Here is a 26900-nt window from a genome sequence, read left to right as displayed (position 1 = left end):
TAACAAAATGGAACACACAACAAATTCTACAAAAGAGAAATTAAGAAAAGTTAGTACCGCTACCATTGCTACTTGTCTTTTTAAGAAAGGGTTGAAAAAACAATTTATTCAGGACATTAAACCCTTAAAACTGGGAAAGCCTACCATGGTAGGGGAGGCCTATACCCTACGATATATACCGGCCCGTGAAGATTTAAATACGATTGAAGTCTTCAAAGATCCTAAACATTTGCAGAGGGTTGCAGTTGAAGAGTGTCCAAAAGGCGCTATTTTGGTTATTGATAGTAGAAAGGATGCCCGAGCCGCTTCTGCGGGATCCATATTGGTTACGCGATTAATGGTAAGAGGGGTATCTGGAATTGTAACAGATGGGGGTTTCCGTGATTCCGCTGAAATTGCCGAGTTGAATATTCCCTCATATCACAATAGACCATCAGCACCTACCAATCTTACCTTGCATCAGGCAATTGCTATTAACGAACCCATCGGATGTGGCGATGTAGCTGTTTTTCCGGGGGATATTTTGGTTGGGGACGATGATGGGGTTATGGTAATCCCTGCCGGTATTGCCGATGAGGTGGCCGACGAATGTTTGCAAATGACCTTATTCGAGGAATTTGTGATGGAAAATGTGCAAAATGGTCGATCAATTATTGGACTGTACCCTTTGGTGGATAATAAAATTGCCGAAGAGTTTAAGGTTTGGAGTGCTAATAAAAATAAAGAATAACATAACTATAGTATTCTTGAACAGGGGTAACTAAGCAAAAGGACTGTCCTATTTCTACAGGGTTTTAGCTCGATTCTGGAAGTGTAAAATTATTTTCCTATAATGTCTGGTACCCTGTGTTCGTGTATCAATTGGTTTTATATCAATTAATCAATTCAATACTAAAGTAATTACTAAGAATTGGTTCCTATTTTTTCTGTTACCAACATATGATTATGGGATGGTATTTTCTTTTTTTTTAACGCATATATTTTATAATTTAGGAAGTTTACATAGCAGAAGATTTTTTACAGGCTATTGTCCGTTGAAATATTATGATTTATAAGTGATAAAGTTTGGGGAAGCGATTATGACAAACCAACCTTTAATAAATGGCAACATTAATCAAATCCAAGCCCATAGAAATGAAAAAAGCAATAGTTGGTACCATATCATTTATAATCTTTTTTGTCACTTTTAATAGCATTTCGCAGAACCAGCCAAAAGGAATCAAAGTATCCCAGATCTATTCCGATGATAATTACAACGCCTTTACTTCCCTAATCAAGTTTAAAGGTGATTTTTATTGTGCATTTCGATCAGGTGAAAAACATGTGTATGGAAAGGATGGAGTAATAAAAATTATTGCCTCTAAAGATGGCAAGGCTTGGAAAGAAGTTGATCAAATTGCCCTCAACGGATTTGATTTAAGGGATCCCAAATTATCGGTTACGCCTGAGGGACTCATTATGGCCACAATGGGGGGGTCTATTTATGAAGGCAAGACCTTGTTGGGGGGGATACCCCATGTAGCTTTCTCCAATAGTAAAGGGACCAAATTTTCCACGCCACAACCCATTAAATATGATTCCATTATGAAAACTAAGTTCGATTGGCTCTGGAGTCTTACCTGGCATGAGGGTACGGGATATGGAGGCATGTATTCCAGAAAGGAAAATGAGGCAGGAGAAAATGAGACGACCATAAAATTGGTTAAAACCACCAACGGGGTGGATTATGAAATAATTGCGGATCTGGGAATTGAAGGAAATCCCAATGAATCTACAATCCGCTTTTTGAACAATGGGGAGTTGTTAATGCTGGTTAGGCGGGAAAAAGGAAATGGTTTGGCGTATTTGGGGAAAAGTAGTCCTCCTTATACGGACTGGAACTTTACGGAATCGCCATACTTTATTGGAGGTCCTGACTTTGTAGCAATAGGCGGGGGCCAATATATTGGAGGGGGAAGAATTAATAGGGAGTATACCGGACTGATTTCTTTTGGTAAAAATGGAGATTTTAAGGAGGTGTTGAAATTGCCATCGAATTCCGATAGCAGTTATCCCGGTTTTGTTTTCGAAAATGATACCCTTTATATGAGCTACTATTCTTCTCACGAGACCGAAAAAACCTCTATTTATTTTGCTGAAATCCCCTTGGTTGAACTTAAATGATTAACATAACATAAGTTTACCTTCTAAAATCCAACAATGAATATAAAAATTCTTCCAAGTACCATACTTATCTGGGTGTTGTTAGGAATTGCTTTCTCTTGCAAAACCAATAAGGCAAACAACAAAATATCGCACTCCAAAGGGCCTGAAACAGTATTGAGTCTAAGGCCTTCGGCGGATAACCCCCGCAACAGCGAGGGCGATTTCATTAGGTTAAAAAATGGTAATCTTTTATTTGTATATACCCATTATACTCAAGGTACTGGGTCCGACCATGACCCTGCACATTTGGCAAGTAGGTATTCACAGGATAATGGAAATACATGGAGTGCGCAGGATGAGGTGGTGTTGTCCAATGAAGGCGGAATGAACGTAATGTCGGTTTCCTTGTTACGACTTCAAAATGGTGCTATTGCCTTATTTTACCTGAGGAAGAATAGTACGGTAGATTGTATTCCCATGATGCGGATATCTACCGATGAAGCCAAGAGCTGGAGCTCACCTATTCCGTGTATCACAGACAAAGAAGGATATTTTGTTCTGAATAATGACAGGGTTATTCAGTTGGAGGATGGGCGTTTGATGTTTGCAGTGGCGGAACACCCCACTACAGAAAAGGGCTTCAGTGGACGGGGCAATTTATTTTCTTATTACTCCGATGATAATGGTGAAACTTGGACTTCTAGCGCAATGGTACCTAATAATACCGAAATAATTACCCAGGAACCAGGTCTTATAGAATTGAATGATGGCCGTATAATGATGTATATTAGGGCAAGCGGTGGCGTACAGCAGCTGTCTTTTTCAAAAGATCGAGGGGCAAGCTGGAGTCACATTGAGCCCAGTTCTATTTATTCCCCGCTTTCGCCAGCTACTATAGAGAAAGTACCTGGAACTAAGGACTGGGTCATGGTGTGGAACAACAACGATGGTTCCGATACCACTATAAAAGGTAAAAGAACCCCTTTAACCATTGCCATCTCCAAGGACGAGGGAAAAACATGGGAAAACATTAAAAATATTGCAACAGACCCTGAAGGTTGGTATTGTTATACCGCCTTGTATTTTACGGATCCGCGAAATCTTATATTAGGGCACTGCGCTGGTAACAGGGTACATGGTACTGGGTTGGCGGTAACCGATTTAACCACCCTGAATTGGGATTGGATAGTTAAACCTGAAAATAATTAATAGCATTTCTTGCTTTTAAATAGGCATTTAACATAGATTTATTGGAAATTAGGTAATCTGTATTCCAATTTCATTAAAAAAAATAATCAACAAAACCTGAAACCAACAATTATGAACTTAAAGCATTGGCATTGTATTTTTCTCTTAATGATTTTGGGGCTTACTTCTATTGGCTATGCCCAGAAGAATCAACGTCCCAATGTAATTTTGATTATTACAGATGATCAGGGCTATGGGGATCTGGGGTTTACCGGAAACCCACATGTAAAAACTCCGGTTATAGACGCTTTGGCCAGGGAGAGTGTGCGGTTCAATAATTTTTATGTTTCTCCTGTCTGTGCCCCAACCAGGTCTAGTTTAATGACAGGGCGTTATTCGCTAAGGACAGGCATGAGGGATACCTATAATGGCGGAGCCATTATGGCTTCCAATGAGGTTACCATAGCCGAGATGTTGAAGCAGGCCAATTATAGTACCGGGGCTTTTGGTAAATGGCATTTGGGGGATAATTATCCAAGTAGACCCAGTGACCAAGGTTTTGACGAGTCAGTAATCCATCTATCGGGAGGTATGGGACAGGTTGGAGATATTACCACTTATTTCCAAGGGGATAAAAGTTATTTTGACCCTGTACTTTGGCACAATAACCAACAGGAACCCTTTGACGGGTATTGCTCGGATATTTTTACCGATCAAGCCATCAATTTTATAGATAAAAATAAGGAGTCCCCTTTTTTCTGTTATTTGGCATTTAATGCACCGCATACTCCTTTGCAAGTTCCTGATTCCTTTTATCAAAAGTACAAGGACATAGATCCTTCTTCCGGTTTTGACAAGGACGGAAAGCCATTTTCAAAAATGAGCGAAAAAGATAAGGAAGATGCAAGAAAGGTCTATGCCATGGTCAATAATATTGATGACAATCTAGGGAAGCTCTTCAAAAAATTGAAAGACTTGAAGCTAACAGAAAACACGCTTGTAATTTTCATGACAGATAATGGTCCCCAACAAACAAGATATGTAGGAGGTATGCGCGGCCTTAAGGGAGATGTATACAATGGAGGGGTTCGGGTACCTTTTTATTTGAAATATCCCGCAATTACCAAGGGCAACAAAGATGTGGAAACCATGACCGCCCATTTGGATGTCTTTCCTACCTTATCGGACCTATGTAGTGTAGATATGCCTAAAGACAGGGTAATCGACGGAAGGAGTTTACTTCCGTTAATAAAGGGGCAGCGTGTGGATTGGGCCGATCGGTCATTGTTTTTTTATTGGTCCCGTCGTTATCCAGAGTTGTATAATAATATGGCCATACAGAAGGGAGGGTATAAATTGGTGGGGAAAACCGATTACAATGCCGCAATTGAAGATTTTGAGTTGTTTCACCTTAATAAAGATCCATATGAACAATGGGACTTGGTGAACGAAAACAAGGCATTGGCAATGGACCTTAAAGGGGAAATGGACAAAATATACAATGAGTTGATCCTCTCGGAAAATTTGGTACACCCTCCAAGAATTAGGGTAGGTACCCCAAATGAAAACCCAATAATACTCAATAGGAACGATGCTGGGGGCGAAAGGGGTATATGGAATCAGGAAGAAGTTTACGGTAACTGGGATGTTGAGATTGAAGAAGGTTATTATGATATTACCTATAAGTTTGTAAAACCGGTAATGGGGAATGGAAGAATGGTTTTGGAAGCCAATACCCTGGTTAGACAGATAGAGAATAAAAATGGCAATACAGATGTTATTCAAATGAAAAAGGTCTATTTCCCTAAAATGGTTGGTAATCTTATACCTTTTTATGCAGTGGATAATAAGAATATATTCCCTTTTTGGATGGAAATGGAAAAAGTGGATTAGCCAATTTTGTTATTATTTAAGGTCCTTTTCAAATTGCTGTTTCCCATTAACTTTAGGTCATGAATTATCTTATCGTAACTTAGGCAATATTTGTTGAACCATACCTTTATTGGTGTACCTTCGCGCAAAAAAAAATAATGTCTATAGAACGTAGGGTAAAAGAAGTTGAGGAGTTATTTGCTGGTTTAGATCAGGAAATCGCTACTTTTCAATCCCAAACGGGTCTGGGCTGTAAGGCTGGTTGTGGCAAGTGTTGCACCCATCCAGATATTGATGCTTCCCCATTGGAATTTTTGCCTTGGGCTTTTAACCTTTTTTTGAATGGGAAGGCAGAAACTACTTTAGAGGAATTAAAGGTTAGTGAAAGTTCCATTTGCCATTTATATCGTCCAATATCTGTTTTGGATAATAATAGTGGCAAATGTGATGATTATAAGTATAGAGGACTAATATGCCGACTATTTGGATTTGGGGCAAGTAGGGACAAACTGGGAGAACTTCGCTTGGCCACCTGTAAGATTATAAAGGAAAACCAGTCCGAACTATATGAAAATTCCAAGGAGGCAATGAAAAATGGGCTATACGTGCCAATTTTTACAGACTACTATATGAACCTTAATCAAATCGACTTTAGGTTGGGCAATAGTATTCTTCCAATCAATAAGGCCATGAAGGCCGCTATTGAGGAAGTGCTTCAGTATTATGCCTACCGTCCCTTTCCTGAAGGGTATAAGGTTATAGCATAATCTTTAATTTGTACTTAATTGGTGTGTTCAAAGTTTTTGTGGGGAAAATCTATATACCCCACTCTGAATTCATTTTATATGGTTTGTTAACTGTGTTTTGTCTTTTTTTCCTAGTTTTGAAAATGGTATCTATTAGGGCAATTTAATGGAGATAGAATCTGTCTCTTCCTAAAATTGGGGTACATAACCAAACTAAATATTAGAATAGGTTTAAAAGATAATTGCATGAAAATGAGACGAATTTTGACTGTGCTGGTAGTTCTATTTACTGTATTTGGTGCATTTGCATCGCAGGTGGATACTTTACATGTCAATAGCAAATCCATGAATAAATCCATTGCCAATCTGGTATTTTTACCGGATAGTTACGTACTGAAAAAGGAACGTTTAGCGGTACTCTATTTGCTGCATGGGGCAGGAGGGAATCATAAGGATTGGGCAACTAAAGTCTCGGCTATAAAGGATTATGCCGACACCTATAATATAATTATTGTTTGCCCGGATGGCGGCAAAACAAGTTGGTATTTTGATAGCCCCATAGACGAGGAAATGAAATATGAGACTTATATTTCAAGGGAGCTTATAAGTGCTATAGATACAAAATACAGTACTTTGGCAAAGCGGGAGTCGAGGGCAATTACTGGTTTGAGTATGGGTGGTCATGGCGCATTTTATTTAGCCTTTAGGCATCAGGATGTTTGGGGTGCAGCCGGAAGTATGAGCGGGGGCCTGGATATACGTCCTTTTCCTGAAAATTGGGACCTGTCCAAACGCTTGGGCGATTATGCCGTAAATCGAGGCAATTGGGAAGATAATACCGTAATCAATATGGTGAATTTGTTAAAAGGGGACAATTTGAAACTCATATTTGATTGCGGGATAAATGATTTCTTTTATGACGGCAATAAAAGAATGCACCAAAAATTGATGGAACGAAATATACCTCATGATTATATAGAACGCCCGGGAAGCCATAATTGGGATTATTGGGCAAATGCCATTCAATACCAATTATTATATTTTGATGCCTTCTTTAAATCTTGACGCTGGCCATAGATTTTTATTACCCTTGCCTATTTTGACGGTTCGGATTTGAGATTGGACATTTATGCCTTTAAATCTATTTCCTTTAGACTCTCAATTCGGTTACGCACCAAGAAAGCATCAATGGTCTCGAAATGTTCTATGACCCGTTTGTCCTTAAATTCGAAGACTTTTTGGGAAAGTCCTTGTAGGAAATCCCGGTCGTGGGAGACCAATATTAATGTGCCGTCAAAAGTGAGAAGTGCTTCCTTAAGTACGTCTTTGGATTTTAGATCTAAATGATTTGTGGGCTCATCCAAGATCAAAAGATTAACGGGTTCCAAAAGTAATTTTACCATTGCCAATCGGGTTTTTTCTCCGCCGGAAAGTACACTTACCTTTTTTTCCAGGTCATCTCCACCAAACATAAATCGACCTAAAATATTTTTGATCTGTGTACGTACGTCTCCTTCTGCCACTTCATCTACGGTTTGGAAGATAGTTAGTTCAGGGTCTAACAAGGAGGCCTGGTTTTGCGCAAAATAACCAACTTTTACATTGTGTCCCAAACTACATACACCTTCTACCTCAATTTCACCCAAAATGGCTTTGATCATGGTAGATTTTCCTTCACCGTTCCTGCCCACAAAAGAAACCTTTTCGCCACGGGAAATGGAGAGATTGGCATCTTTAAATACAACATGGTCGCCATAACTTTTGGAAAGTCCTTCTGCGGTAACGGGGTAGTCACCCGAGCGTATGGAAGGAGGGAACCTTAACTTTAGTGCTGTTGTATCTATTTCATCAATTTCTATGATCTGTAATTTCTCCAACATCCTTTCTCTAGACGTTACCTGATTGGTCTTGGAATAGGTGCCTTTAAATCGGTCAATGAATGCTTGGTTGTCCGCTATAAATTTTTGCTGCTCCTGATAGGCTTTTATTTGATGACTTCGTCGGTCTTCCCTCAATTGCAGGTAATGGCTGTAGTTAGCCTTGTAGTCATAGATACGGCCCATGGTTACCTCTATGGTTCTATTGGTGATATTGTCTATAAAGGTCTTGTCATGCGAGATTACCACAACTGCCTTGGCCTTATTCAATAAGAAATCCTCCAGCCATATTACAGATTCAATATCCACGTGGTTGGTGGGCTCATCCAAAAGTATTAAGTCGGGCTTTTGCAATAATATTTTTGCAAGCTCTATCCTCATACGCCAACCGCCACTAAATTCGCTGGTAAGGCGATGAAAGTCTTCCCGTTTAAATCCTAGTCCCCTTAGTGCCTTTTCAACTTCTGCCTCATAGTTGATTTCTTCCAAGGAGTAGAATTTTTCCCCCAAATCCGAAACTTTTTCAATGATGGACATATAGGCGTTCGATTCATAATCTGTTCGGGTTTCCAATTCCTTGTTCAGACGGTCCATTTCATCGCGCATACTAAAGATTTCCTTAAAAGCCTTGGAAGCTTCCTCGAAAACGGTACAGTTGTCATCCGTTAGTAGATGCTGGGGCAAATATGCTATTACTGCATCCTTTGGAAAACGAATATGTCCACGGGTTGCTTTTTGCTCCCCGGCAATAATCTTCATCATGGTAGATTTTCCTGCCCCATTCTTCCCCATCAAGGCAATCTTATCGTTTTCGTTGATAACGAAGGAAACATCACTGAACAAGGTGTCGCCACTGAACTCTACCGCTATTGCATCTACAGAAATCATATTTCATTTTTAAGTTTGCAAAACTATAAAAAAGCGGGATACCAAGGACATTTAATTAGTGACTCGGAAGCATTGTTATTTTAAGGCTTGGGGGTTGGATAATTTTAAACCTTTGCTGTACCATGGAAACCCCAATGTTATTCCTTTTTTAATGAACAAGAAGTCTAAAGTGTATTATTTAGTTGATTAGTGGAACGGCGCCACTTTGCGATAATCGGCTGAGCATAAATAGACATTGGGTTTTTGGCCAAAAATTAAATACACCTAAGCAGTAAGCATTTGATTCTGAATAATTATTTAGTTCTAGTCCGCTTCTTAAGTTTGCTAAGTCTGTCTTTATAGTACGATTTTAATTCATCCAGAAAGGTCATTGGATTTTCGTATTCCGTCAATACTTTGTATGTGTGCCTGTTTTTGGCCAGCGATAACTCTTCTTGTACTTTTTTAAGTTCCATTAGTATATAATCAAGACCTGAACCCTTGGTTTGTATGGTGCCCAAAGGCTGTAATGAAGTGTTTCCATTAAAAATATGTGCGTGATACGCTTTAAGGGATGCCAAATCTCCGGATTGATAGATTTCTATGAGTTTAGCAGTTATTTCGGTAGCCAGGTCCAATTTGTCTTTTTGCATTGAAAACTTGTCGGGATGCACATGTAACATGGCCTCACGATATAAGTGCTTTTTCTGTAGTTGTTCATTTGTATTTTTTTCGGGCAACATTGTACTTTTCGTGGTTTGGATGCCCGTAGGTTCCTGAAAGTTTTTACCAAGTTTTTTCTGGAGATGCCTTTTTTCCTTCTTTGCTTTTTTCTGTAGTTTGTATAATTGGGAAAGTTCTTGTTCCTGAATCAATTCATCTTCAATTTTTGAACGAAGAATGTTTTCGAAGGCTGAGGTTTTTTGTATAATTTCATTAACTTCAAGTCGCAGGGCATCTATCTCTTTCTGTATAAGTTGGACTTGGGAGGGAAGTTCGCTGGGGAGATAATTGTCACTCATGGTTTCCGCAGAAATGTATTATTATTTTTGGTGGCAATTTAAACAATAAAAAATGGCCAATAGGAGTTCTTATATTGATGTATGCCCAAATGGAATCAGTATTACAATTGTCGTTGGAATTTCATCGAAAGAGAATTAATTGTAGATTTAGATGTCATAATAGTTATAGTTATAAAAAAAATAGATAGATGGGAAATTATAAAGGATTTATCAGGATTGGTTTTTTGGTATGTACCATGCTAATTAGTCTTTCTGCCATGGCTAATGCGAATGCAAATCAATTGAATATTGGGGTTGATAATGATTCCACTCCTTTTGGTGAGGAAAATTTTATTGGTAATTGGAAATATTCAGCCGAAAATGTTCCTTATGCGTATGCCAAGGGGATTTTGTTTATTTCTAAAAAAGAAGGTTCATTAAGGGTTTTGGTCGCCTTACAAGGTGTTGAGAGCAAGGCTGATGACGTTAAGGTGAAAGATAATACATTGACATTTTCCCTTAATCTTGAGGGGCAATTGGTCTCTGTTAGTATTACTGTAGAAGGTGATAAAATAAGTGGAAAAGCCAGCTCTGAAGACGGCATTTTTGAGTTGAGCGGAGAGAGGCGATTGGATCCGGAATAAGATCTGCTATTAAAGACTAGTATTGAAGGCCTTTATTGGCGCGCTTGATAATAAAAAAAACCGAAGTGCTGAACTTCGGTTTTTTTTATTTGTAAACCTGGATTCTTTTAAAAAGTAATAGGTAAGGAAACCCTGGTGTTTCCCCATCCAAATACCATATGGGTGCCATTGTCTACATCCTTGTATGCAATAGAAAAAGCATCCAATGATTCGGATGCAGTGCTAACACTGGCAGGAACCCGTACTACGTCATCACCTTCTTGATAGGAATAAGCGCCCCATTGATTTAAGTTTTTGTTCAAAATTACTGTCCATTCCTTATCTCCCGGGATAGTGAATAGAGAATATGTACCGGCGGCAACAGGTTTTCCACCCACAGTAGCATCCTTATAAAATATAATTTCCGGGGCTTCATTGGCTCCAGTTCTCCATACTTTTCCGGCCGGGGCAAGTTCGGATATTGATCGTCCTTTTAATTGCGGGCGACTATAAGTAATTCGAACTAATTTTTGTGAAACTTTATAATCAGTAGGGTAAGAGGCAATGTCTGCTGGACTCTTGTCCAATCCACTGAATTTCTGTGCTGTTGCTTCAAAGCTAAAGGTCAAAGCAACAACCATAAGCGCAATAGTAAATAAGTTTTTCATTTTTTTCATTTTTAGAGATTGTCAAATTTAAGTAGTATTCCTTTTATTCTGAATTAAAAGTCGGTAATTTTTGGACAACTTACAAAATAGTGCGTTGCTGTAAGTGAAATCCTAATTATTGTAATATATTGTTATTATAATTGACTTTATGATTTCAATTTATAATTAATATTGCATTTTATATTTTATTATGTATATATAAAGTTGATATTTGCTTTAAAATTGACATAAATATTATTATATGTGTGGAATTGTATGTGCATTTGATGTAAAGGAGAGTACAGAGGCATTAAGGCCTCAATTATTGGAGATGTCTAAGAAAATTAGACATAGGGGACCTGATTGGAGTGGAATATATGCTAATGATAAAGCTATTTTGGCGCATGAACGTTTGTCCATTGTGGACCCTGCTTCAGGGAAACAACCATTATTTAGTGAGGATAAAAAATTAGTGCTTGCGGCAAATGGTGAAATTTATAACCATAGGGAGTTGCGCAAGCAATTTGCCGGAACCTATAATTTTCAGACACAGTCGGATTGTGAAGTGATTTTGGCCTTGTACCAAAAAAAAGGAGTCGACTTCTTGGATGAAATGAATGGTATCTTCGGCTTTGCTATCTATGATGCTGAAAAAGATGAGTACTTTATCGCTAGAGATCATATGGGAATCATTCCCCTGTATATAGGTTGGGATGTTAATGGTACTTTTTATGTGGCTTCCGAATTAAAAGCGTTGGAAGGAACTTGTACCAAAATACAGTTATTTCCTCCAGGCCATTACTTACATAGTAAGGATGGGGAATTTAAAAGATGGTATTCCCGTGATTGGATGGAATATGATGCAGTAAAGGATAATGAAACCAGTATTAAGGCCATTAAAGAAGCCTTGGAAGCTGCTGTCCACAGACAATTAATGTCCGATGTTCCCTATGGTGTACTGCTTTCAGGGGGATTGGATTCTTCGGTAACGTCTGCCATTGCAAAGAAATACGCTCAGAAAAGAATTGAATCGGACGATACTACCGATGCTTGGTGGCCACAATTGCATTCCTTTTCGGTAGGATTGGAAGGATCACCTGATTTGGCAGCGGCACAAAAGGTGGCCGAACATATTGGTACGGTGCACCACGAGATAAAATTTACAATTCAAGAAGGATTGGATGCCATAAAAGATGTAGTTTATAACCTGGAAACCTATGATATAACAACAATTAGGGCATCCACGCCAATGTATCTAATGGCCAGAGTGATAAAATCCATGGGTATTAAAATGGTTTTATCAGGAGAAGGAGCTGACGAATTATTTGGGGGCTATTTGTACTTCCATAAAGCGCCAAATGCTAAGGAATTCCATGAGGAAACTGTCCGTAAATTGGACAAGCTGCATATGTACGATTGTCTAAGGGCCAATAAATCTTTGGCAGCTTGGGGTATAGAAGGGCGAGTGCCATTTTTGGATAAGGAATTTATGGACGTGGCTATGAGGATCAATCCGCAGGATAAGATGATCAACGGTGAACGTATGGAGAAATGGGTAGTGCGAAAGGCATTTGAGGATATGTTGCCAGAAAGTGTTGCATGGAGGCAAAAGGAACAATTTTCGGATGGAGTTGGTTATAGCTGGATAGATACCTTAAAAGAGGTGGTTAAGAACGAGGTTACGGATGATCAATTGGCAAATGCCAAATATAGATTTCCTTTACAGACACCTACATCTAAAGAAGAATTTTATTATCGCTCAATTTTTGAGGAACATTTCCCTTCAGATGCAGCGGCACTTTGCGTGCCACAGGAGCCATCGGTTGCCTGTAGTACTAGAATTGCCCTGGAATGGGATGAGGCCTTTAAGAACATGAACGACCCCTCTGGTAGGGCTGTTTCAAAGGTTCACTCGGATGCTTACGTAAAATAATCCTACGGGGTTAGGTGGCGAGAATTCGATGAATAAAGTTTTAGTTTATTTAGTACGCAAGAGGCATCCTTTGGGGGTGTCTCTTTTGTTTAGGGGGATCCTAAGGTATCTAGGTAGGTATTTGGGGTATTGTGTTGTTGTTAATTGCTAGAGGTTAGTAATGTTGAGTAACTTAAGCCTGATTGTAGTTCCACGGCAACATTGAACAGATGGCAATTATGTTTAGTGTAGGGGAATAAGGGTATAGATATTAGGTTTAAACAAACTACTTGAGCTGACCTGATTACAAGCTTATTTTTAGGCTTGATATTTTAATTTTATGCCAATAGTTTCATAGTTTATTAAAGTGTTTAACCTTGTTCTGGCCGAATCGTCAATGGCATGAAGAGCACTCCTGTGCAACATATATATCGATTGGTATTTTTCCACAATTTTTGTTGATAACTTAGTGACTAATATTGTCCATCAACCCCATATTTCATAGGGTATTGCCTATATTTGTAGGATTGCTAAAATTATAATGAAATAAGTATTTATTTATGAGCGAAGAAGCAAATAAAGACGAGCAAAAAAAGAACAATTATTCTGCAGATAGTATCCAGGCACTGGAAGGAATGGAACATGTGCGCATGCGCCCATCCATGTATATTGGGGATATTGGTGTGCGAGGGTTGCATCACTTGGTTTACGAAGTGGTCGATAATTCCATTGATGAAGCTATGGGAGGCCATTGTAATGCTATTCATATTACCATTAATGAGGATAATTCGGTTACGACCAAGGATAACGGAAGGGGTATTCCAGTAGATTTACATAAAAAAGAAGGCATTTCCGCTTTAGAGGTGGTAATGACCAAAATTGGAGCAGGTGGTAAATTCGATAAGGATTCCTACAAGGTTTCCGGTGGACTCCACGGTGTTGGTGTTTCGGTAGTGAATGCGCTATCCAACCATTTAAAGGCCACTGTTTATAGGGATGGAAAAATTTGGGAACAGGAGTACGAAAGAGGGAAATCGTTATACCCGGTAAAAAGCATAGGTGTTTCAGATGATCGTGGAACCGAGGTTACCTTTCATCCTGACGATACCATCTTCACCCAAACCATAGAATTCAGTTATGAGACCTTGGCGAACAGAATGCGCGAGCTTTCATTTTTGAACAAAGGGGTGACCATTTCCTTGACGGATAGACGTGTAAAGGATGAGAAAGGGGAGTTTCTTTCGGAAACCTTCTATTCCGATGAGGGACTAAAAGAATTTGTCCGCTTTTTGGATGGCAATCGCGAGCAATTGATTCGCAATGTTATCGCCATGGAAGGAGAAAAGAACGATATTCCTGTGGAAGTAGCCATGACCTACAATACCAGCTATACCGAAAATTTGCATTCCTATGTAAACAATATCAATACCCATGAAGGGGGTACGCATTTGTCCGGTTTCCGTAGGGGTCTTACAAGTACCTTAAAAAAATATGCCGACGCATCTGGAATGCTCGACAAATTAAAATTTGAAATTCAAGGTGACGATTTTAGGGAAGGACTAACCGCGATAGTTTCTGTTAAGGTTGCCGAACCACAATTTGAAGGTCAGACGAAGACTAAATTAGGTAACAGGGAGGTTTCTGCAGCTGTAAGTCAGGCGGTTTCCGAAATGTTGACCAATTATTTGGAGGAAAATCCCGATGATGCCAAGGTTATTGTCCAAAAGGTAATTTTGGCGGCTCAAGCCCGTCATGCAGCAACCAAGGCACGTGAAATGGTTCAACGAAAAACCGTGATGAGCATTGGAGGATTACCTGGTAAACTATCGGATTGTTCAGAACAAGATCCTAGCTTGTGTGAAGTGTTTCTTGTCGAGGGAGATTCTGCGGGAGGTACCGCTAAGCAGGGAAGGGATAGGGCTTTTCAGGCCATTCTGCCGCTTAGAGGTAAGATTCTGAACGTTGAAAAGGCCATGCCACACCGAGTATTCGAAAATGAAGAGATCAAGAATATTTATACAGCACTTGGAGTTACTATCGGTACCGAGGATGATAGTAAGGCCTTGAACCTGGATAAGTTGCGCTATCACAAAGTAGTGATTATGTGTGATGCGGATGTGGATGGAAGTCATATTGAAACCTTGATACTCACCTTTTTCTTTAGATATATGCGCGAATTGATTGAAGGCGGGCATGTTTATATAGCAACGCCACCGCTTTATTTGGTAAAGAAAGGAACTAAGAAAAGGTACGCATGGACCGATAAGGAACGTGATGAAATTGCCGAGAGTTTTAATGGAAGCGTAGGTATTCAGCGTTATAAGGGTCTTGGGGAGATGAATGCGGAACAATTGTGGGATACTACAATGAATCCGGAATTCAGGACCTTAAGACAGATTACCATTGACAATGCTACCGAGACAGATCGCGTATTCTCTATGTTGATGGGTGACGAGGTACCTCCACGAAGGGAGTTTATTGAGAAAAATGCCGTCTATGCGAACATTGATGCATAAAAAATAGTGTTTACACAACAAAAACTCGCACCACTGGTGCGAGTTTTTTAGTTTTAACCAAAATCTATTAGTCATGAAGTATTTAATTTTAACAGGTATCTTGTTTTTAAGTGCAATCGGATATTCACAATCCAATGTGAATGAATTATTTGCTGCAGGGATTGATGATGCGGAAAAATTTAGCGATAGTTATTTTGGACCTGTGTCTGAAGGTGCGATCTATAGCCTTGCCAACGGTTGGTACAATTCTGCTGATTCAAAACCTTTAGGAGGTTTTGAGATTTCAATAATCGGGAATATGACGTCGTTTAAGAATAAGGAGGATAAAAAGTCTTTCGTATTAAATACGGCCGACTATGAGAATCTTCAGTTCGTGGATGGTAGTAGCTCAAAGCCAGTTTCAACCGCTTTAGGGGATTTGGAGGGCATACGTGTCTTTGTGGAAGGAGAGGTTGGTCCTCTTACAACAAGGGAAGAATTTGAATTGCCGACGGGACTGGCTTCTGAAAATATTAATTTTATACCTACGGCCTTTTTGCAGGTCAGTGTAGGTTTGATAAAAGGGTTGGAAGTGAAGGCGAGATTTTTGCCTAAAATAGATACGGATGATGTTGCTGTTGGATTATATGGGGTAGGCCTACAATACGACTTTTCTAAATTGTTGCCTGCCGATAAAATATTGCCAGTTGCACTTTCTGGGGTGATTGGTTATACGCAATTGAATGCTACTTACGATTTTACCAATAGTAGTATTGTGGACGGGAGTGACCAGAAGATAGATATAGATATGAATGTTTTAACATTTCAGGCAATTGCCTCGACTAAACTTCCTGTGATTAATTTTTATGGGGGCATTGGATATGTCTCCGGTAAATCTACAACAGATGTTTTAGGGACATACAGAGTGCAATCGGGTCCTTTTCAAGAAACCTATGTGGATCCTTTTTCTTTGACCAGAAAGGCAAGTGGAGTCTCGGGAACTTTGGGTGCCAAGTTAAAACTTGGATTCTTCAGGCTACATGCAGATTATTCATTGGCCGAATTCAATAACCTTACAATAGGAGTAAATTTTGGATTTAGATAAATCCAAAATTTACCCTTTGTTTTTTATTCCCTAATGGCTAAAACGTTGCCGTCATTGTCGGCCAGTATTACTCCGATTTCAGATTCTGTCATAAGTACTACATCCTCTTCTTTTTCCAAACCAGGGTAGGAAATAAAGTATAGGCTGTCTTTCCGAACCCATTTAAAATCAGAAATAATAGTTAACTTTTTGTTCTGATAGGTGTGGTATCTGCCTAAATAGGCATCGTTAAAAATCCACTCCTGTCTAAGGGTCTGTTTTTGGGTGGTGCCACCATCTGCCGAGAGATGGGACCATATCCCAATGACCGGGTCATTGTTCTCTGTAATTCTAGTGCAATTACTGGCAAGTAGGATGCCAATTATTGCAAAGAATGAAAATACTTTTTTCATTTTGTAGGATTTTTCTTAAGATTTGGTACTTAATAGTGAACGTGGACTCTTAGCTGTCTATTGTATAAATTCGATGTATGGAACGGTATTTTAACTTTTTTCGATAAAAGGTCATTTTATTACGTTCAGTATAAATTGGTAAAGGCCGCATTTGGCCATCCAATTTTGTAAACACTACTGAAAAATGATAAAATCTACCTTCCAATAAAATTTAGGTGGTTTCTATGGATATGGTGGTATTGTTCTGTTAAAAATCAGTATTTTTGGGCATAAAATTTAACTTAAAATAACCTTATAATGAAAGTTACCGTTGTTGGGGCAGGTGCTGTTGGCGCAAGTTGTGCAGAGTACATTGCTATAAAGAATTTTGCATCAGAAGTAGTTGTGTTGGATATTAAGGAAGGTTTTGCTGAAGGTAAGGCCATGGATTTAATGCAAACAGCTTCATTGAATGGTTTTGATACCAAAATAACAGGAGTCACAAATGATTATAGCAAAACCGCAGGAAGCGACGTGGCTATTATTACATCAGGTATTCCTCGTAAGCCTGGAATGACCCGCGAGGAGTTGATCGGAATAAACGCAGGTATTGTAAAAACGGTATCTTCAAATTTAATTGAACATTCTCCAAATGTAATTCTGATTGTAGTTAGTAATCCAATGGATACCATGACCTATTTGGTGCACAAAACTACCGATTTACCAAAGAATAGGATAATAGGAATGGGTGGTGCTTTGGATAGTGCAAGGTTTAAATACAGATTGGCCGAGGCATTGGAGGCTCCTATTTCTGATGTAGATGGAATGGTAATTGGCGGGCATAGTGATACTGGAATGGTACCCCTTACGGCCCATGCCACAAGAAATAGTATTAAGGTATCAGAATTTTTGTCGGAAGATCGATTGGCCCAAGTTTCTGAGGATACCAAAGTAGGAGGTGCTACCCTTACCAAATTATTGGGTACAAGTGCTTGGTATGCGCCGGGTGCAGCTGTTTCTTCTATGGTACAGGCTATTGCTTGCGATCAAAAGAAGATGTTCCCATGTTCTGCCTTCCTGGAAGGTGAGTACGGTTTAAATGATATTTGTATAGGTGTTCCGGTACTTTTGGGTAAAAATGGTATCGAAAAAATTGTAAAAATAGATTTGGCCGATGCTGAAAAAGCAAAAATGAAAGAAAGTGCAGAAGGTGTAAGAAAGACAAATAGCTTATTGGCCCTTTAATTCATTGGGGTTGACAAATATTTAGGGCATCCGTCCCATAGGTTTCCGAGTAACATCGGAACGGGGCGGATGCCCTCATTTTATAAAACTGATAAATATATTGTTAGTTCCTATGGGAAATAATATATTTGCACGCTATTTAAGAATACCATTTTAAAATAAAATAACCAATGCAAAATAAAGGACTTATAAAGCTTTTCGCTTTTTTGTTTGGGCTAGTTAGTATTTATCAGCTATCCTACACTTTTATCACCAATAAAGTAGAAAAGGATGCAACTGTCTTTGCTACGAACAAAATTTCAGAATCTGAAGAAGATTACCTTGAGAAAAGGGAGGCGCTGGAAGCACAATATTTAGACTCCATAGGAAGTAATTCAATTTTAGGATTTACCAGCTATGACGAAGCCAAGAAAAAGGAGCTAAATAAAGGTCTGGATTTAAAGGGAGGTATTAATGTTACCCTTCAAATATCTATTAAGGACATTTTAAAAGGTCTTGCCAACAATACAAAGAATCCGGTTTTCAACAAAGCCTTGGCAGATGCCGATAACGCTTCTAAAAGTAGTGATGCTACCTATATAGATTTGTTTTTTGAATCTTTCGACAAGTTAAAAGGAGATACCAAATTAGCTTCCCCTGATATTTTTGCGAATAAAGGTCTTAGTGATGTCATTAATTTTCAAATGACCGACGACCAGGTAAAACCAATCATTAGAACTAAGATTGATGAGTCCATTGTTTCTGCTTTCGAAGTACTTCGTGAGCGTATAGATGGTTTTGGTGTTACTCAACCCAATATTCAGCGTGAAGGAAATTCTGGCCGTATTTTGGTGGAATTGCCAGGTGCAAGGGATATTGGACGTGCGCAGGATTTGTTGTCCAGTACGGCTCAATTGGAATTTTGGGAAACTTATAAGCAAAGTAATCCTAGTTTAAGCACTTTTTTACAGGCGGCGAATGAAAGATTAAAGACGTTGGTGGAGGTAGAGAAACCTGAAGCGGCAGTAAAACCGGAATCGGAATTGGATTCCTTGTTGTCCGATGTTGCCCAAGATTCATTGGATTTTTCCCAAGACGTTAATCCTTTGTTTAGTTTGTTGATACCTGCGAATCCTAACGGAAATGCTTTGGTTAGTGCAGCTATTCAGGATACGGCTAAAATAGGGGAGTACCTTAGAATGAAAGAAATCCGTCGTTTAATTCCGGCAGATATACAGTTCGTTAAATTTGTTTGGGAACGTCCTACTGAAGGTTCGGAAGTAGTTGAATTATATGCCTTGAAATCAAACAGGGATAATACTCCAAGAATCAGTGGAGATGTTGTTTCCGATGCTTCGGATACTTTTGATCAATATAACAAACCTGCGGTTTCAATGACCATGAATACCAAAGGGGCAAAGGAATGGGAGAAATTAACCGGTGATGCTTTTAATAATCAGACCGGTATAGCCATTGTTTTGGATAATAAGGTATATACCGCTCCTGGAGTTTCTTCAGGACCTATTTCTGGTGGTCGCTCAGAGATTACGGGAACTTTTACCATTAATGAGACCAAGGATATTGCCAACGTTTTAAGAGCTGGTAAATTACCTGCCTCTGCCGAAATTATTCAATCTGAAATTGTAGGACCTTCCTTAGGACAGGAAGCCATCAGCAGTGGATTCTTTTCCTTTATGATCGCCATGGCCATCGTATTGGTATGGATGGTTTTTTACTACGGTAAAGCAGGAATTTTTGCAGATATGGCCCTGCTTCTGAACATCTTGTTGATTTTTGGAGTATTGGTTAGCCTAAATGCGGTATTGACCCTTCCAGGAATTGCCGGTATCGTATTGACCATAGGTATGTCCGTGGATGCTAACGTACTTATCTTTGAACGTATTAAGGAGGAGTTGGCAAAAGGTAAAGGACAGAGTCAGGCTATTGCAGATGGTTTTGGAAATGCATTGTCTTCCATATTGGATGCCAACATAACCACTGGTTTAACGGCGCTTATATTATTTGTTTTTGGTTCAGGGCCTATTAAAGGTTTTGCCACTACTTTATTAATAGGTATTGTTACCTCATTGTTTACGGCTATATTTATTACCAGACTTTTGGTTGATTGGTATGTTAGCGGAAAAGGAAGAAAATTGGATTTCTCCACGGCAATGACCAAAAACCTGTTCAAGAATATCAGTATCGATTTCTTGTCCAAGAGAAAGATTGCTTACATAGTTTCTTCAATTTTGGTGGCAATAGGTCTATTTTCATTATTTACCCAAGGTTTACAGCAAGGCGTGGATTTTGTTGGAGGTCGTTCTTATACAGTAAGATTTGAGAAAATGGTTAATCCATCCGAGATTGCTTCTGAGCTAAATGCCGTTTTCGGTAGTGGTACCAATGTTAAGACATATGGAGAGGCCAATCAAATAAAAATTACCACTCCTTATAAAGTGGATGTTGAAGGAATAGAAGTGGATAATGAAATTCAGAATAAACTTTATACTTCCCTACAAAAATACCTACCGGATGGTACCAGTTTTGAAGATTTTACTATCGGTAGTGGTGATAAAGCCTTAGGTATCCTTCAATCCGTTAAAGTGGGTCCAACCATAGCGGATGATATTAAAAAGAATGCCTTCCTGGCCATTATTGGTTCTTTGGCTGTAGTATTCCTTTATATTCTTTTTAGGTTCCGTAAATGGCAGTTCTCATTAGGTGCTGTAGCAGCTGTATTCCATGATATATTGATCGTATTGGGTGTGTTCTCCATTTTTGGTAAGCTAATGCCTTTTAATATGGAGATCGATCAGGCCTTTATCGCTGCAATATTAACTGTTATTGGTTATTCCTTGAATGATACCGTGGTAGTATTCGACCGTATTAGGGAGATTATAGCCGAGAAAGGATGGAAAGCAGGTGAAAACACCAACTTGGCCTTGAACAGTACCTTAAGTAGAACCTTAAATACCTCCATGACTACCTTAGTGGTATTGTTGTCGATATTTATTTTTGGAGGTGAATCCTTAAGAGGATTTATGTTCGCGATGATTATTGGTGTCATTGTGGGTACTTATTCATCTTTGTTCATTGCTACTCCAGTAATGTACGATACATTGAAAAGAAAAACCCAAACTGGCGAAGAGGATAAATAAGTCTCTCTGACCATCGACTATATTAAAAAAAAAAAGGCCGCTGTTCAGCGGCCTTTTTTTATATCATTTTTCCAATGGAACCTTCGTGGGACATTTTTAACTCGTAGATATATTGGGGTTTCAATCCTGGTTCTTTCCTATGGGATACAAAAACAATGGCAGTTTTGCTTTCCCTGGCAATTTTATTGACAAGGGATATAAAAAGCATGGCGCTTTCATCATCCAGACCTGCAGTAGGTTCATCCAAAATTAGTAATGGCGGATGTTTTATCATGGCTCTTGCCGTCATAATCATACGTTGTTGGCCCGTTGATAGGTCGGCGAAATAAACGTCCCTTAGGTGCCACATATCCAAAATAAGCAACCATTCTTTGGCAAGAGCTCTTTGGTTTTCCGTGGCCAATAAATAGAGTCCAACGGAATCGTTCATCCCCGAGATGACCATGTTGAGGGCGGAATGCAGACCCGAAAACTTGTCGGTCATGGAGGGGGTGTAATACCCAATTCTTTTCTTTATGTCCCAAACACTTTCCCCAGTTCCCTTTTGTTGGCCAAAAAGGTATAGTTCCTGTCCGTATCCTTTATGGTTATCGCCGGTGATCATTGATAATAAGGTTGATTTCCCACTTCCATTTTTACCTATAAGTTGCCAGAATTCTCCCTTTCTTATCGTCCAATTAATATTGTTCAGTATATGTTTATTCCCATAGGCTACACTGATGTCCCTGCAGTCTATTAAAACGGACTCTTCATAATCCGTAGGTGTAATAGGCATTGGTATTCTACCAGAAAATGAAGAATTTGGTGATGGAGTGCCTTTTTTATCTTCAGATAAACCATTGGAAATAGATATTATGGTGGAATTGTCCAAAATCAGCCTATGGGTTATAAAAGGTAGTAGGTCGGCTCTTCTGCTTATGAGTTGGACGATAAATGTGCTATTGGAAATAAGATCGAGGGAGGCTTTTAAGTCCTTTTGGGAGTTTTTGTCCAAATTGTCGAAGGGATTGTCCAAAACAATAAAATCTGGCTTTAAATGAAATATATATTGTAATAGCGCCTTTTTTTGTTCTCCGCTGGACATGGACTTTAGGCTCTGCTTTGCATTTTGATTAATTATCTTGATGCCATGCCTTTCCTCTTCGTCCATAAACTCATTTAAGGAAGTTTTGGAATATAGGGCGCCCTCTAAATTCTTAAGGGCTTCAAATCCTGCCGGTAGTGGGCCCTCCAATAAATTTTTTATGAACTTATCTTTTTGGGAACTGTTATTTATAAATACGGCCCAATGTATTTTGCGATTCATGTATAATGCCTTTTTGTAAAATTTAAAAGAAAATGATTTATGGTTAGGGTCTTGTTGGTTTACCGAGTTTATTTGTTGAACCAATATGTAAATTTTAAGGTCAAGGCCCAATTTCGGCCTTCAAATGGTTCTATAAGGTAGTTGTTGCTATACACCAAAAATAAGTCCGAGGCAGGCTTATAACGCCATTGAAAACGGGAATTTAGATTAAAGTTCTTGGACTGTTCATTGTATTGGAACAAGGTGGCAAAGAATAGTTTGTTGGTAAAGGTAACATCTATCTCTGAACCAATTAGCCAAAATTCTGTATTGTTCCATGGCGCAGGTAAGTTAATGTTGTTATAACTTAGATTAGTGCTTAAGCTAACAAAGGGTTGAAATCGGTAGCCCACTTCGCTGATAAGACTGGTTCTGTTACCTCCCGAATAATATCCTCCGAAACGGCCGCCCAAGGAATAGGTAAACATACTTTGGGGTTTTGAAATAAAATCCATAGTGTAGGCATTCCAATGATGTTGGGTGCCAATGTCCAGGGATACCTTGCCTGATCTTGTGGGGTCAAAAGGGGATAGTAGTTCCACATATTCATCGGATACGCCAAGGTTTAATTTGGAACGATCCCGAAAGTCCAACAGATATTCAAAAAGATTAATATTGTCTGTACGCTCCAATTTTTCATTGAAAAAATAGCTGGTGCTAAATTTGGGGCCATGACTTAGAATAGTGCTCTTCTTTGGGAAGAATAAATGCCCTACATAAGAGGTTACATTGATATACCCATTTCGTGGCACAAAACCAACCTCGGCAGTATAGTCATCTTCTACCGATTCTTCCTGTAATCGCCAATTCCATTTACGACTTTTATACTCCAAATGTGCCGCTTGCGTAATACCGTTTCCGTTCTTATTGGGAGCGAACGACTTTAGGAAAAAGGCTTTTCCTGTCCATTGATTATTGGCGGAAGCCAAATTATATTCCAAGCCCACATTTCGGTTAAACTTTGGGAAAACGGTTCTTAGGGAATCCGTATCCTGTGGGTAATTAATAGATTCCTTATTTACAAACATGAGACCAATGCTAGACCTTGCAAATACTTTTCTTTGTAGTGAGAGTACGCCAAAATTCTGACTAGGTAGCCCTGTTTCCTCTATGCTGGCGGTTTGCATATCCATTAGGCCTAAACGCCATTTTTTATTGAGGTTTCCGCTAACTCTGGCGCCAGCTCTTATAGGAACCCCCAATCCTATTCTTCTTGAGAAGAAAGGGCGTATGGTGGCATATCCAAAGTTGGCAAACAGATCTCCGTTCTCTAGGAAAAATTGTCTTTTTTCGGGAAAAAAAAGTTCAAATCGGTCTAGATTGGTGACTTGTCGATCTACTTCTACCTGTGAGAAATCTGGATTAACGGTGAGGTCTAAATTCAAGGAAGTACTTAGGCTAAATTTAACATCACCTCCAATTTTTTTATCATACTTGGTCCCAGTGTTATTTTCCATGTCCTCGCTAATACTGCCCAAGACATAAGGAATAACAGAAAAATTTGTTTTTGGGGAGGGTGGAGGGGAGTCCCAGACCAAGGTACCGGTATAGGCTAGGGAGGCTGTGGGAAATTGTCGTGGGATGGGCGTCCAGCTCGATTTTTCTCCCGATTTTAAATCCAATCTGCTAAAATTGATGCCCCATTCCGTAACCCCGTCTTCATACCGAATGGATTTGAACGGGATAGCCATTTCAAAGACCCATTTTTCCTCATCACTTGTTACTGCCGATATCCATTTGCTGTCCCAATTTAAATCTACACTTCCACCGCCGTACATAGTTCCGTCCCATTGGGCCCCTGCAGCGTTGGATCCAAAGGAGTAGCCAGTAGTCTGATTGTTAAAGGGGTCCATAAACAACAAAAAGTTGTCATTTTTTCCAAAACTAAAATCCCTCCGTAGCGATTCTACATAGTAAGAGCCTTTGGTGGCATTATAAAAAGTAGCTAAAAGGTAAAGGTTGTTTTCGTCATAGGTCATGCGAATTTCAGATGGTTCATTGGCCATTCCAGTGTCCATGGGCAATACCATATAAAAGTTAGTTGCCACGTCAGTATTTTGCCAGGCCAAATCGTTCCCAATTCCATCTATTTCAATGAGCGCGTTAGTCTTGCGAATATTAAGTCGGAAGGACTCGTTTTTTTTCTGAGCGGCACTGGGTAGGGCTAAGGCAAAGATTAGGAAAGTTAAGTATACTCTTTTGGTGGCTGGCAATGGAATGGTCTTTTGTTGGTTGAACTCACTAAATTAGGTATTTTATGAGAATCAAATCCATAGGGTAAGAACTACTTTTTAAGCCATCCTCTAATCTTTCTCATAGGATATAGAATCCCCAAGTTCCAAGGACCACTTATCGGACATTCCGGAAATTACTTCTAGAACGTACTTTACGGGAACTTTGGACGATAAACTATTTTCGTTAAGGGGTTGTGCATTTTTCTGCAAACTGGCGATCTTCATTTGATCGTCAATAAAGATGAGGTCTAATGGGAACTCTGTATTTTTCATATAAAAATAATGCATGGATACATCATCAAAAACAAATAGCATCCCTTGGTCAGGTTCCATGGAACTGCGGTACATTAGTCCTGTTTCCCTTTCATAGTCGGTATCCGCTATCTCAATGTCCAAATTAACAATAAGGGAGTCCGATTCATTTTTTAGAATGCTAAGCTTACCTTCTTTTTTGAAGGTAACAGGTGCTGTTTCTATTGCTTTTTTGGTTTCTTCCTTGCAGGACAGCTGGATAATAAGAATAACAACTAAAACTAGATAGATTTTATTATTTCTCATTTTGCAAAGGCTCCGAGTTATTTATACGTCTTTAATTTTACGCTGTTTACTTCCTTGAGGTTCCTGATTTTGGTCTTAGTATATAATAGAACCCCACTAGAATAAAAGGTATGCTCAACCATTGTCCGGTAGATAATAACCCAAGTGACTCCTCAAAACCTCCTTGACTCTTCTTTACGTACTCCACAAAGAAGCGCACAGTCCACAATAATACCAGGAATACGCCAAAAAGATATCCAAGCTTCTCTTTTTTATCTGTTTTCCAATAAAGAAAATACAAAATAGCAAAGACGAAAATATAACATAAACCTTCGTATAATTGGGCTGGATGCCTATAGGGTATGGCCTCCAAATACTCCGAGAATCTCGGGTCCTTTTCAATAAGGTTATAGGCGGCGTTCACGGTTTTTTCTTTAGTAATGGACAAAGCCTTGTAAGCGGGCATATCGTCAGAATCGCGCACGAACCTTGTGGCAAGGGCGAAAGATTTTTCTACAGGTTTCCCGTTGATCTCGGAATTGAAAAAATTCCCCAATCGAACACAGAAAGCGCCAATGGACACTGGTATAACGATACGGTCCAAAATCCATAGAATCTTAAATTCGGGATATTTTCTGGTATAGAGGTACATGCCTATTATAATTCCGATCGCCGCTCCGTGACTTGCCAAGCCGGTAAATCCTGTAAACTCGTAACCATTTATAAATCCGAAAAGTGTGCTATCTGCACTTTCCCTTATGGGGAGTAAAATTTCCAACAAATGGTTCTGGTAATAGGGCCAGTCATAAAAGATTACATGACCTAATCGTGCACCCAACATGGTGGCTAAAACGGTATATATAAAAAGGGAGTCTAACTGCTCCAGGGATTTTTTTTCTTTTAAAAAAATCTTCTTCATAATATACCAGCCCAGTGCGAAGGCAATTATCCAAAGAAGATTGTAATATTTTATTTGTATTACCCCAATTTTAAAAAGTGTATCGGCGGGATTCCAAGTAAAGCCTAAAAAGTACATCAACGATTTTTTAAGGGACTAAGATAAGTAAATACTGAAATAAAAGTGGACGGAAATGTTTAAATATGATAAATAGAAATCTACTAAAGTCCCATTGGATAATTATGTCAATGTTGATGCCGTTAATTATGTGTAAGCCAGAAACCTCAATCCAGAAACCAGAAATCCAGGAAAAGGAATTTATGGAACAGGGTCGTAGCCACTACCTCCCCATGGGTGACAGCTAAAAATTCTTTTTAGGGACAGCCATCCTCCTTTGAACAAACCATGTTTTTGCAATGCTTCTAAGGTGTAGTGTGAACATGTGGGGGAATAACGACAAGACGCAGGGGTAAGAGGGGAGATAAAATTCTGGTAAAATTTCACCAATAGAATAAATGGGGCAATTAATATTTTTTTCATCTACTTAAAAAATTGGTATAAATCTGAAAAGAATTTAATAAGAATTTTTAGCATGAATCAAACACCTCGCTTTCGTATAAAAAATGTTATTATTTCGCTTGGGAGAAAAAAAATC

The 26900-nt window shown here is 39.1% G+C and carries 21 protein-coding genes; 12 read left to right on the top strand and 9 right to left on the bottom strand.

The features are described 5' to 3' along the window. Positions 1-7: 7 nt before the first annotated feature. The 6 genes from MWU78_RS05910 to MWU78_RS05885 all read left to right on the top strand — a co-directional run bounded on the left by MWU78_RS05910 (position 8) and on the right by MWU78_RS05885 (position 7016). Positions 8-730 carry a ribonuclease activity regulator RraA gene (locus tag MWU78_RS05910; RefSeq protein ID WP_246995895.1) on the top strand — a complete coding sequence of 241 codons (723 nt, stop codon included), beginning with the start codon at positions 8-10 and terminating at the stop codon, positions 728-730. A gap of 371 nt (positions 731-1101) precedes the next feature. Beyond that, a complete protein-coding gene (locus MWU78_RS05905) occupies positions 1102-2163 on the top strand; it encodes a sialidase family protein (protein WP_246995893.1) in 1062 nt (353 codons plus the stop codon). Between the two features lie 36 nt (positions 2164-2199). Next, the gene (locus MWU78_RS05900; protein ID WP_246995891.1) at positions 2200-3354 is read left to right on the top strand and encodes a sialidase family protein; all 1155 of its coding nucleotides are present in this window, start codon (positions 2200-2202) and stop codon (positions 3352-3354) included. Between the two features lie 111 nt (positions 3355-3465). Next, the gene (locus MWU78_RS05895; RefSeq protein WP_246995889.1) at positions 3466-5226 is read left to right on the top strand and encodes an arylsulfatase; all 1761 of its coding nucleotides are present in this window, start codon (positions 3466-3468) and stop codon (positions 5224-5226) included. A gap of 137 nt (positions 5227-5363) precedes the next feature. Then, on the top strand, positions 5364-5972 hold the full coding sequence (locus MWU78_RS05890; RefSeq protein ID WP_246995887.1) for a YkgJ family cysteine cluster protein: 609 nt from the start codon (positions 5364-5366) through the stop codon (positions 5970-5972). Positions 5973-6203: 231 nt separating this feature from the next. Next, the gene (locus tag MWU78_RS05885; RefSeq protein WP_246995885.1) at positions 6204-7016 is read left to right on the top strand and encodes an alpha/beta hydrolase family protein; all 813 of its coding nucleotides are present in this window, start codon (positions 6204-6206) and stop codon (positions 7014-7016) included. Between the two features lie 62 nt (positions 7017-7078). Here MWU78_RS05885 and MWU78_RS05880 read toward each other — a convergent pair whose 3' ends face one another. After that, on the bottom strand, positions 7079-8716 hold the full coding sequence (locus tag MWU78_RS05880; RefSeq protein ID WP_246995883.1) for an ABC-F family ATP-binding cassette domain-containing protein: 1638 nt from the start codon (positions 8714-8716) through the stop codon (positions 7079-7081). A gap of 293 nt (positions 8717-9009) precedes the next feature. Further along, positions 9010-9717, bottom strand: coding sequence for a hypothetical protein (locus MWU78_RS05875; RefSeq protein ID WP_246995881.1), 708 nt, complete (start codon positions 9715-9717; stop codon positions 9010-9012). A gap of 188 nt (positions 9718-9905) precedes the next feature. On the opposite strand from MWU78_RS05875, the gene MWU78_RS05870 reads away from it, so the two are divergent. Further along, positions 9906-10340, top strand: a complete 435-nt coding sequence (locus MWU78_RS05870; protein ID WP_246995880.1) for a hypothetical protein — start codon at positions 9906-9908, stop codon at positions 10338-10340. A 107-nt stretch (positions 10341-10447) separates the two neighbouring features. Here the strand turns inward: MWU78_RS05870 and MWU78_RS05865 are convergent, their stop codons facing one another. Further along, complete coding sequence (locus MWU78_RS05865; RefSeq protein WP_246995878.1) at positions 10448-10987, bottom strand: DUF2911 domain-containing protein; 540 nt, start codon at positions 10985-10987, stop codon at positions 10448-10450. A 241-nt stretch (positions 10988-11228) separates the two neighbouring features. Between MWU78_RS05865 and asnB the strand changes: the two genes are divergently transcribed. The 3 genes from asnB (at position 11229) to MWU78_RS05850 (ending at position 16478) form a co-directional block, all read left to right on the top strand. After that, complete coding sequence (gene asnB / locus MWU78_RS05860; protein ID WP_246995876.1) at positions 11229-12899, top strand: asparagine synthase B; 1671 nt, start codon at positions 11229-11231, stop codon at positions 12897-12899. Positions 12900-13438: 539 nt separating this feature from the next. Then, complete coding sequence (gene gyrB, locus MWU78_RS05855) at positions 13439-15394, top strand: DNA topoisomerase (ATP-hydrolyzing) subunit B (RefSeq protein WP_246995874.1); 1956 nt, start codon at positions 13439-13441, stop codon at positions 15392-15394. Between the two features lie 73 nt (positions 15395-15467). Then, complete coding sequence (locus MWU78_RS05850) at positions 15468-16478, top strand: DUF6588 family protein (protein ID WP_246995872.1); 1011 nt, start codon at positions 15468-15470, stop codon at positions 16476-16478. A 23-nt stretch (positions 16479-16501) separates the two neighbouring features. Here MWU78_RS05850 and MWU78_RS05845 read toward each other — a convergent pair whose 3' ends face one another. Continuing rightward, positions 16502-16870, bottom strand: a complete 369-nt coding sequence (locus MWU78_RS05845) for a hypothetical protein (RefSeq protein WP_246995870.1) — start codon at positions 16868-16870, stop codon at positions 16502-16504. A gap of 297 nt (positions 16871-17167) precedes the next feature. Here MWU78_RS05845 and mdh point away from each other — a divergent pair, with 297 nt between their 5' ends. Together mdh and secDF are read left to right on the top strand one after the other, a co-directional pair. After that, positions 17168-18094, top strand: a complete 927-nt coding sequence (mdh, locus tag MWU78_RS05840) for a malate dehydrogenase (protein WP_103440350.1) — start codon at positions 17168-17170, stop codon at positions 18092-18094. 170 nt (positions 18095-18264) lie between these two features. Next, positions 18265-21231 carry a protein translocase subunit SecDF gene (gene secDF / locus MWU78_RS05835; protein WP_246995868.1) on the top strand — a complete coding sequence of 989 codons (2967 nt, stop codon included), beginning with the start codon at positions 18265-18267 and terminating at the stop codon, positions 21229-21231. A gap of 58 nt (positions 21232-21289) precedes the next feature. Here secDF and MWU78_RS05830 read toward each other — a convergent pair whose 3' ends face one another. The 5 genes from MWU78_RS05830 to yidD form a co-directional block, all read right to left on the bottom strand. Beyond that, entirely contained in the window at positions 21290-22537 is a 1248-nt protein-coding gene (locus MWU78_RS05830; protein ID WP_246995866.1) for an ATP-binding cassette domain-containing protein, read from the bottom strand. Positions 22538-22605: 68 nt separating this feature from the next. Further along, on the bottom strand, positions 22606-24789 hold the full coding sequence (locus MWU78_RS05825; protein ID WP_246995864.1) for a DUF5916 domain-containing protein: 2184 nt from the start codon (positions 24787-24789) through the stop codon (positions 22606-22608). A gap of 90 nt (positions 24790-24879) precedes the next feature. Further along, positions 24880-25368 carry a DUF192 domain-containing protein gene (locus MWU78_RS05820; protein ID WP_246995862.1) on the bottom strand — a complete coding sequence of 163 codons (489 nt, stop codon included), beginning with the start codon at positions 25366-25368 and terminating at the stop codon, positions 24880-24882. A 46-nt stretch (positions 25369-25414) separates the two neighbouring features. Beyond that, a complete protein-coding gene (lgt, locus tag MWU78_RS05815) occupies positions 25415-26383 on the bottom strand; it encodes a prolipoprotein diacylglyceryl transferase (protein WP_246995860.1) in 969 nt (322 codons plus the stop codon). A gap of 180 nt (positions 26384-26563) precedes the next feature. Beyond that, on the bottom strand, positions 26564-26785 hold the full coding sequence (yidD, locus tag MWU78_RS05810) for a membrane protein insertion efficiency factor YidD (RefSeq protein ID WP_246995858.1): 222 nt from the start codon (positions 26783-26785) through the stop codon (positions 26564-26566). Between the last annotated feature and the right edge of the window lie 115 nt (positions 26786-26900).

The sequence above is a fragment of the Arenibacter sp. F26102 genome (genome assembly GCF_023015865.1).
GTDB lineage: Bacteria > Bacteroidota > Bacteroidia > Flavobacteriales > Flavobacteriaceae > Arenibacter.
This window is presented reverse-complemented; position numbering and strand designations above follow the sequence as displayed.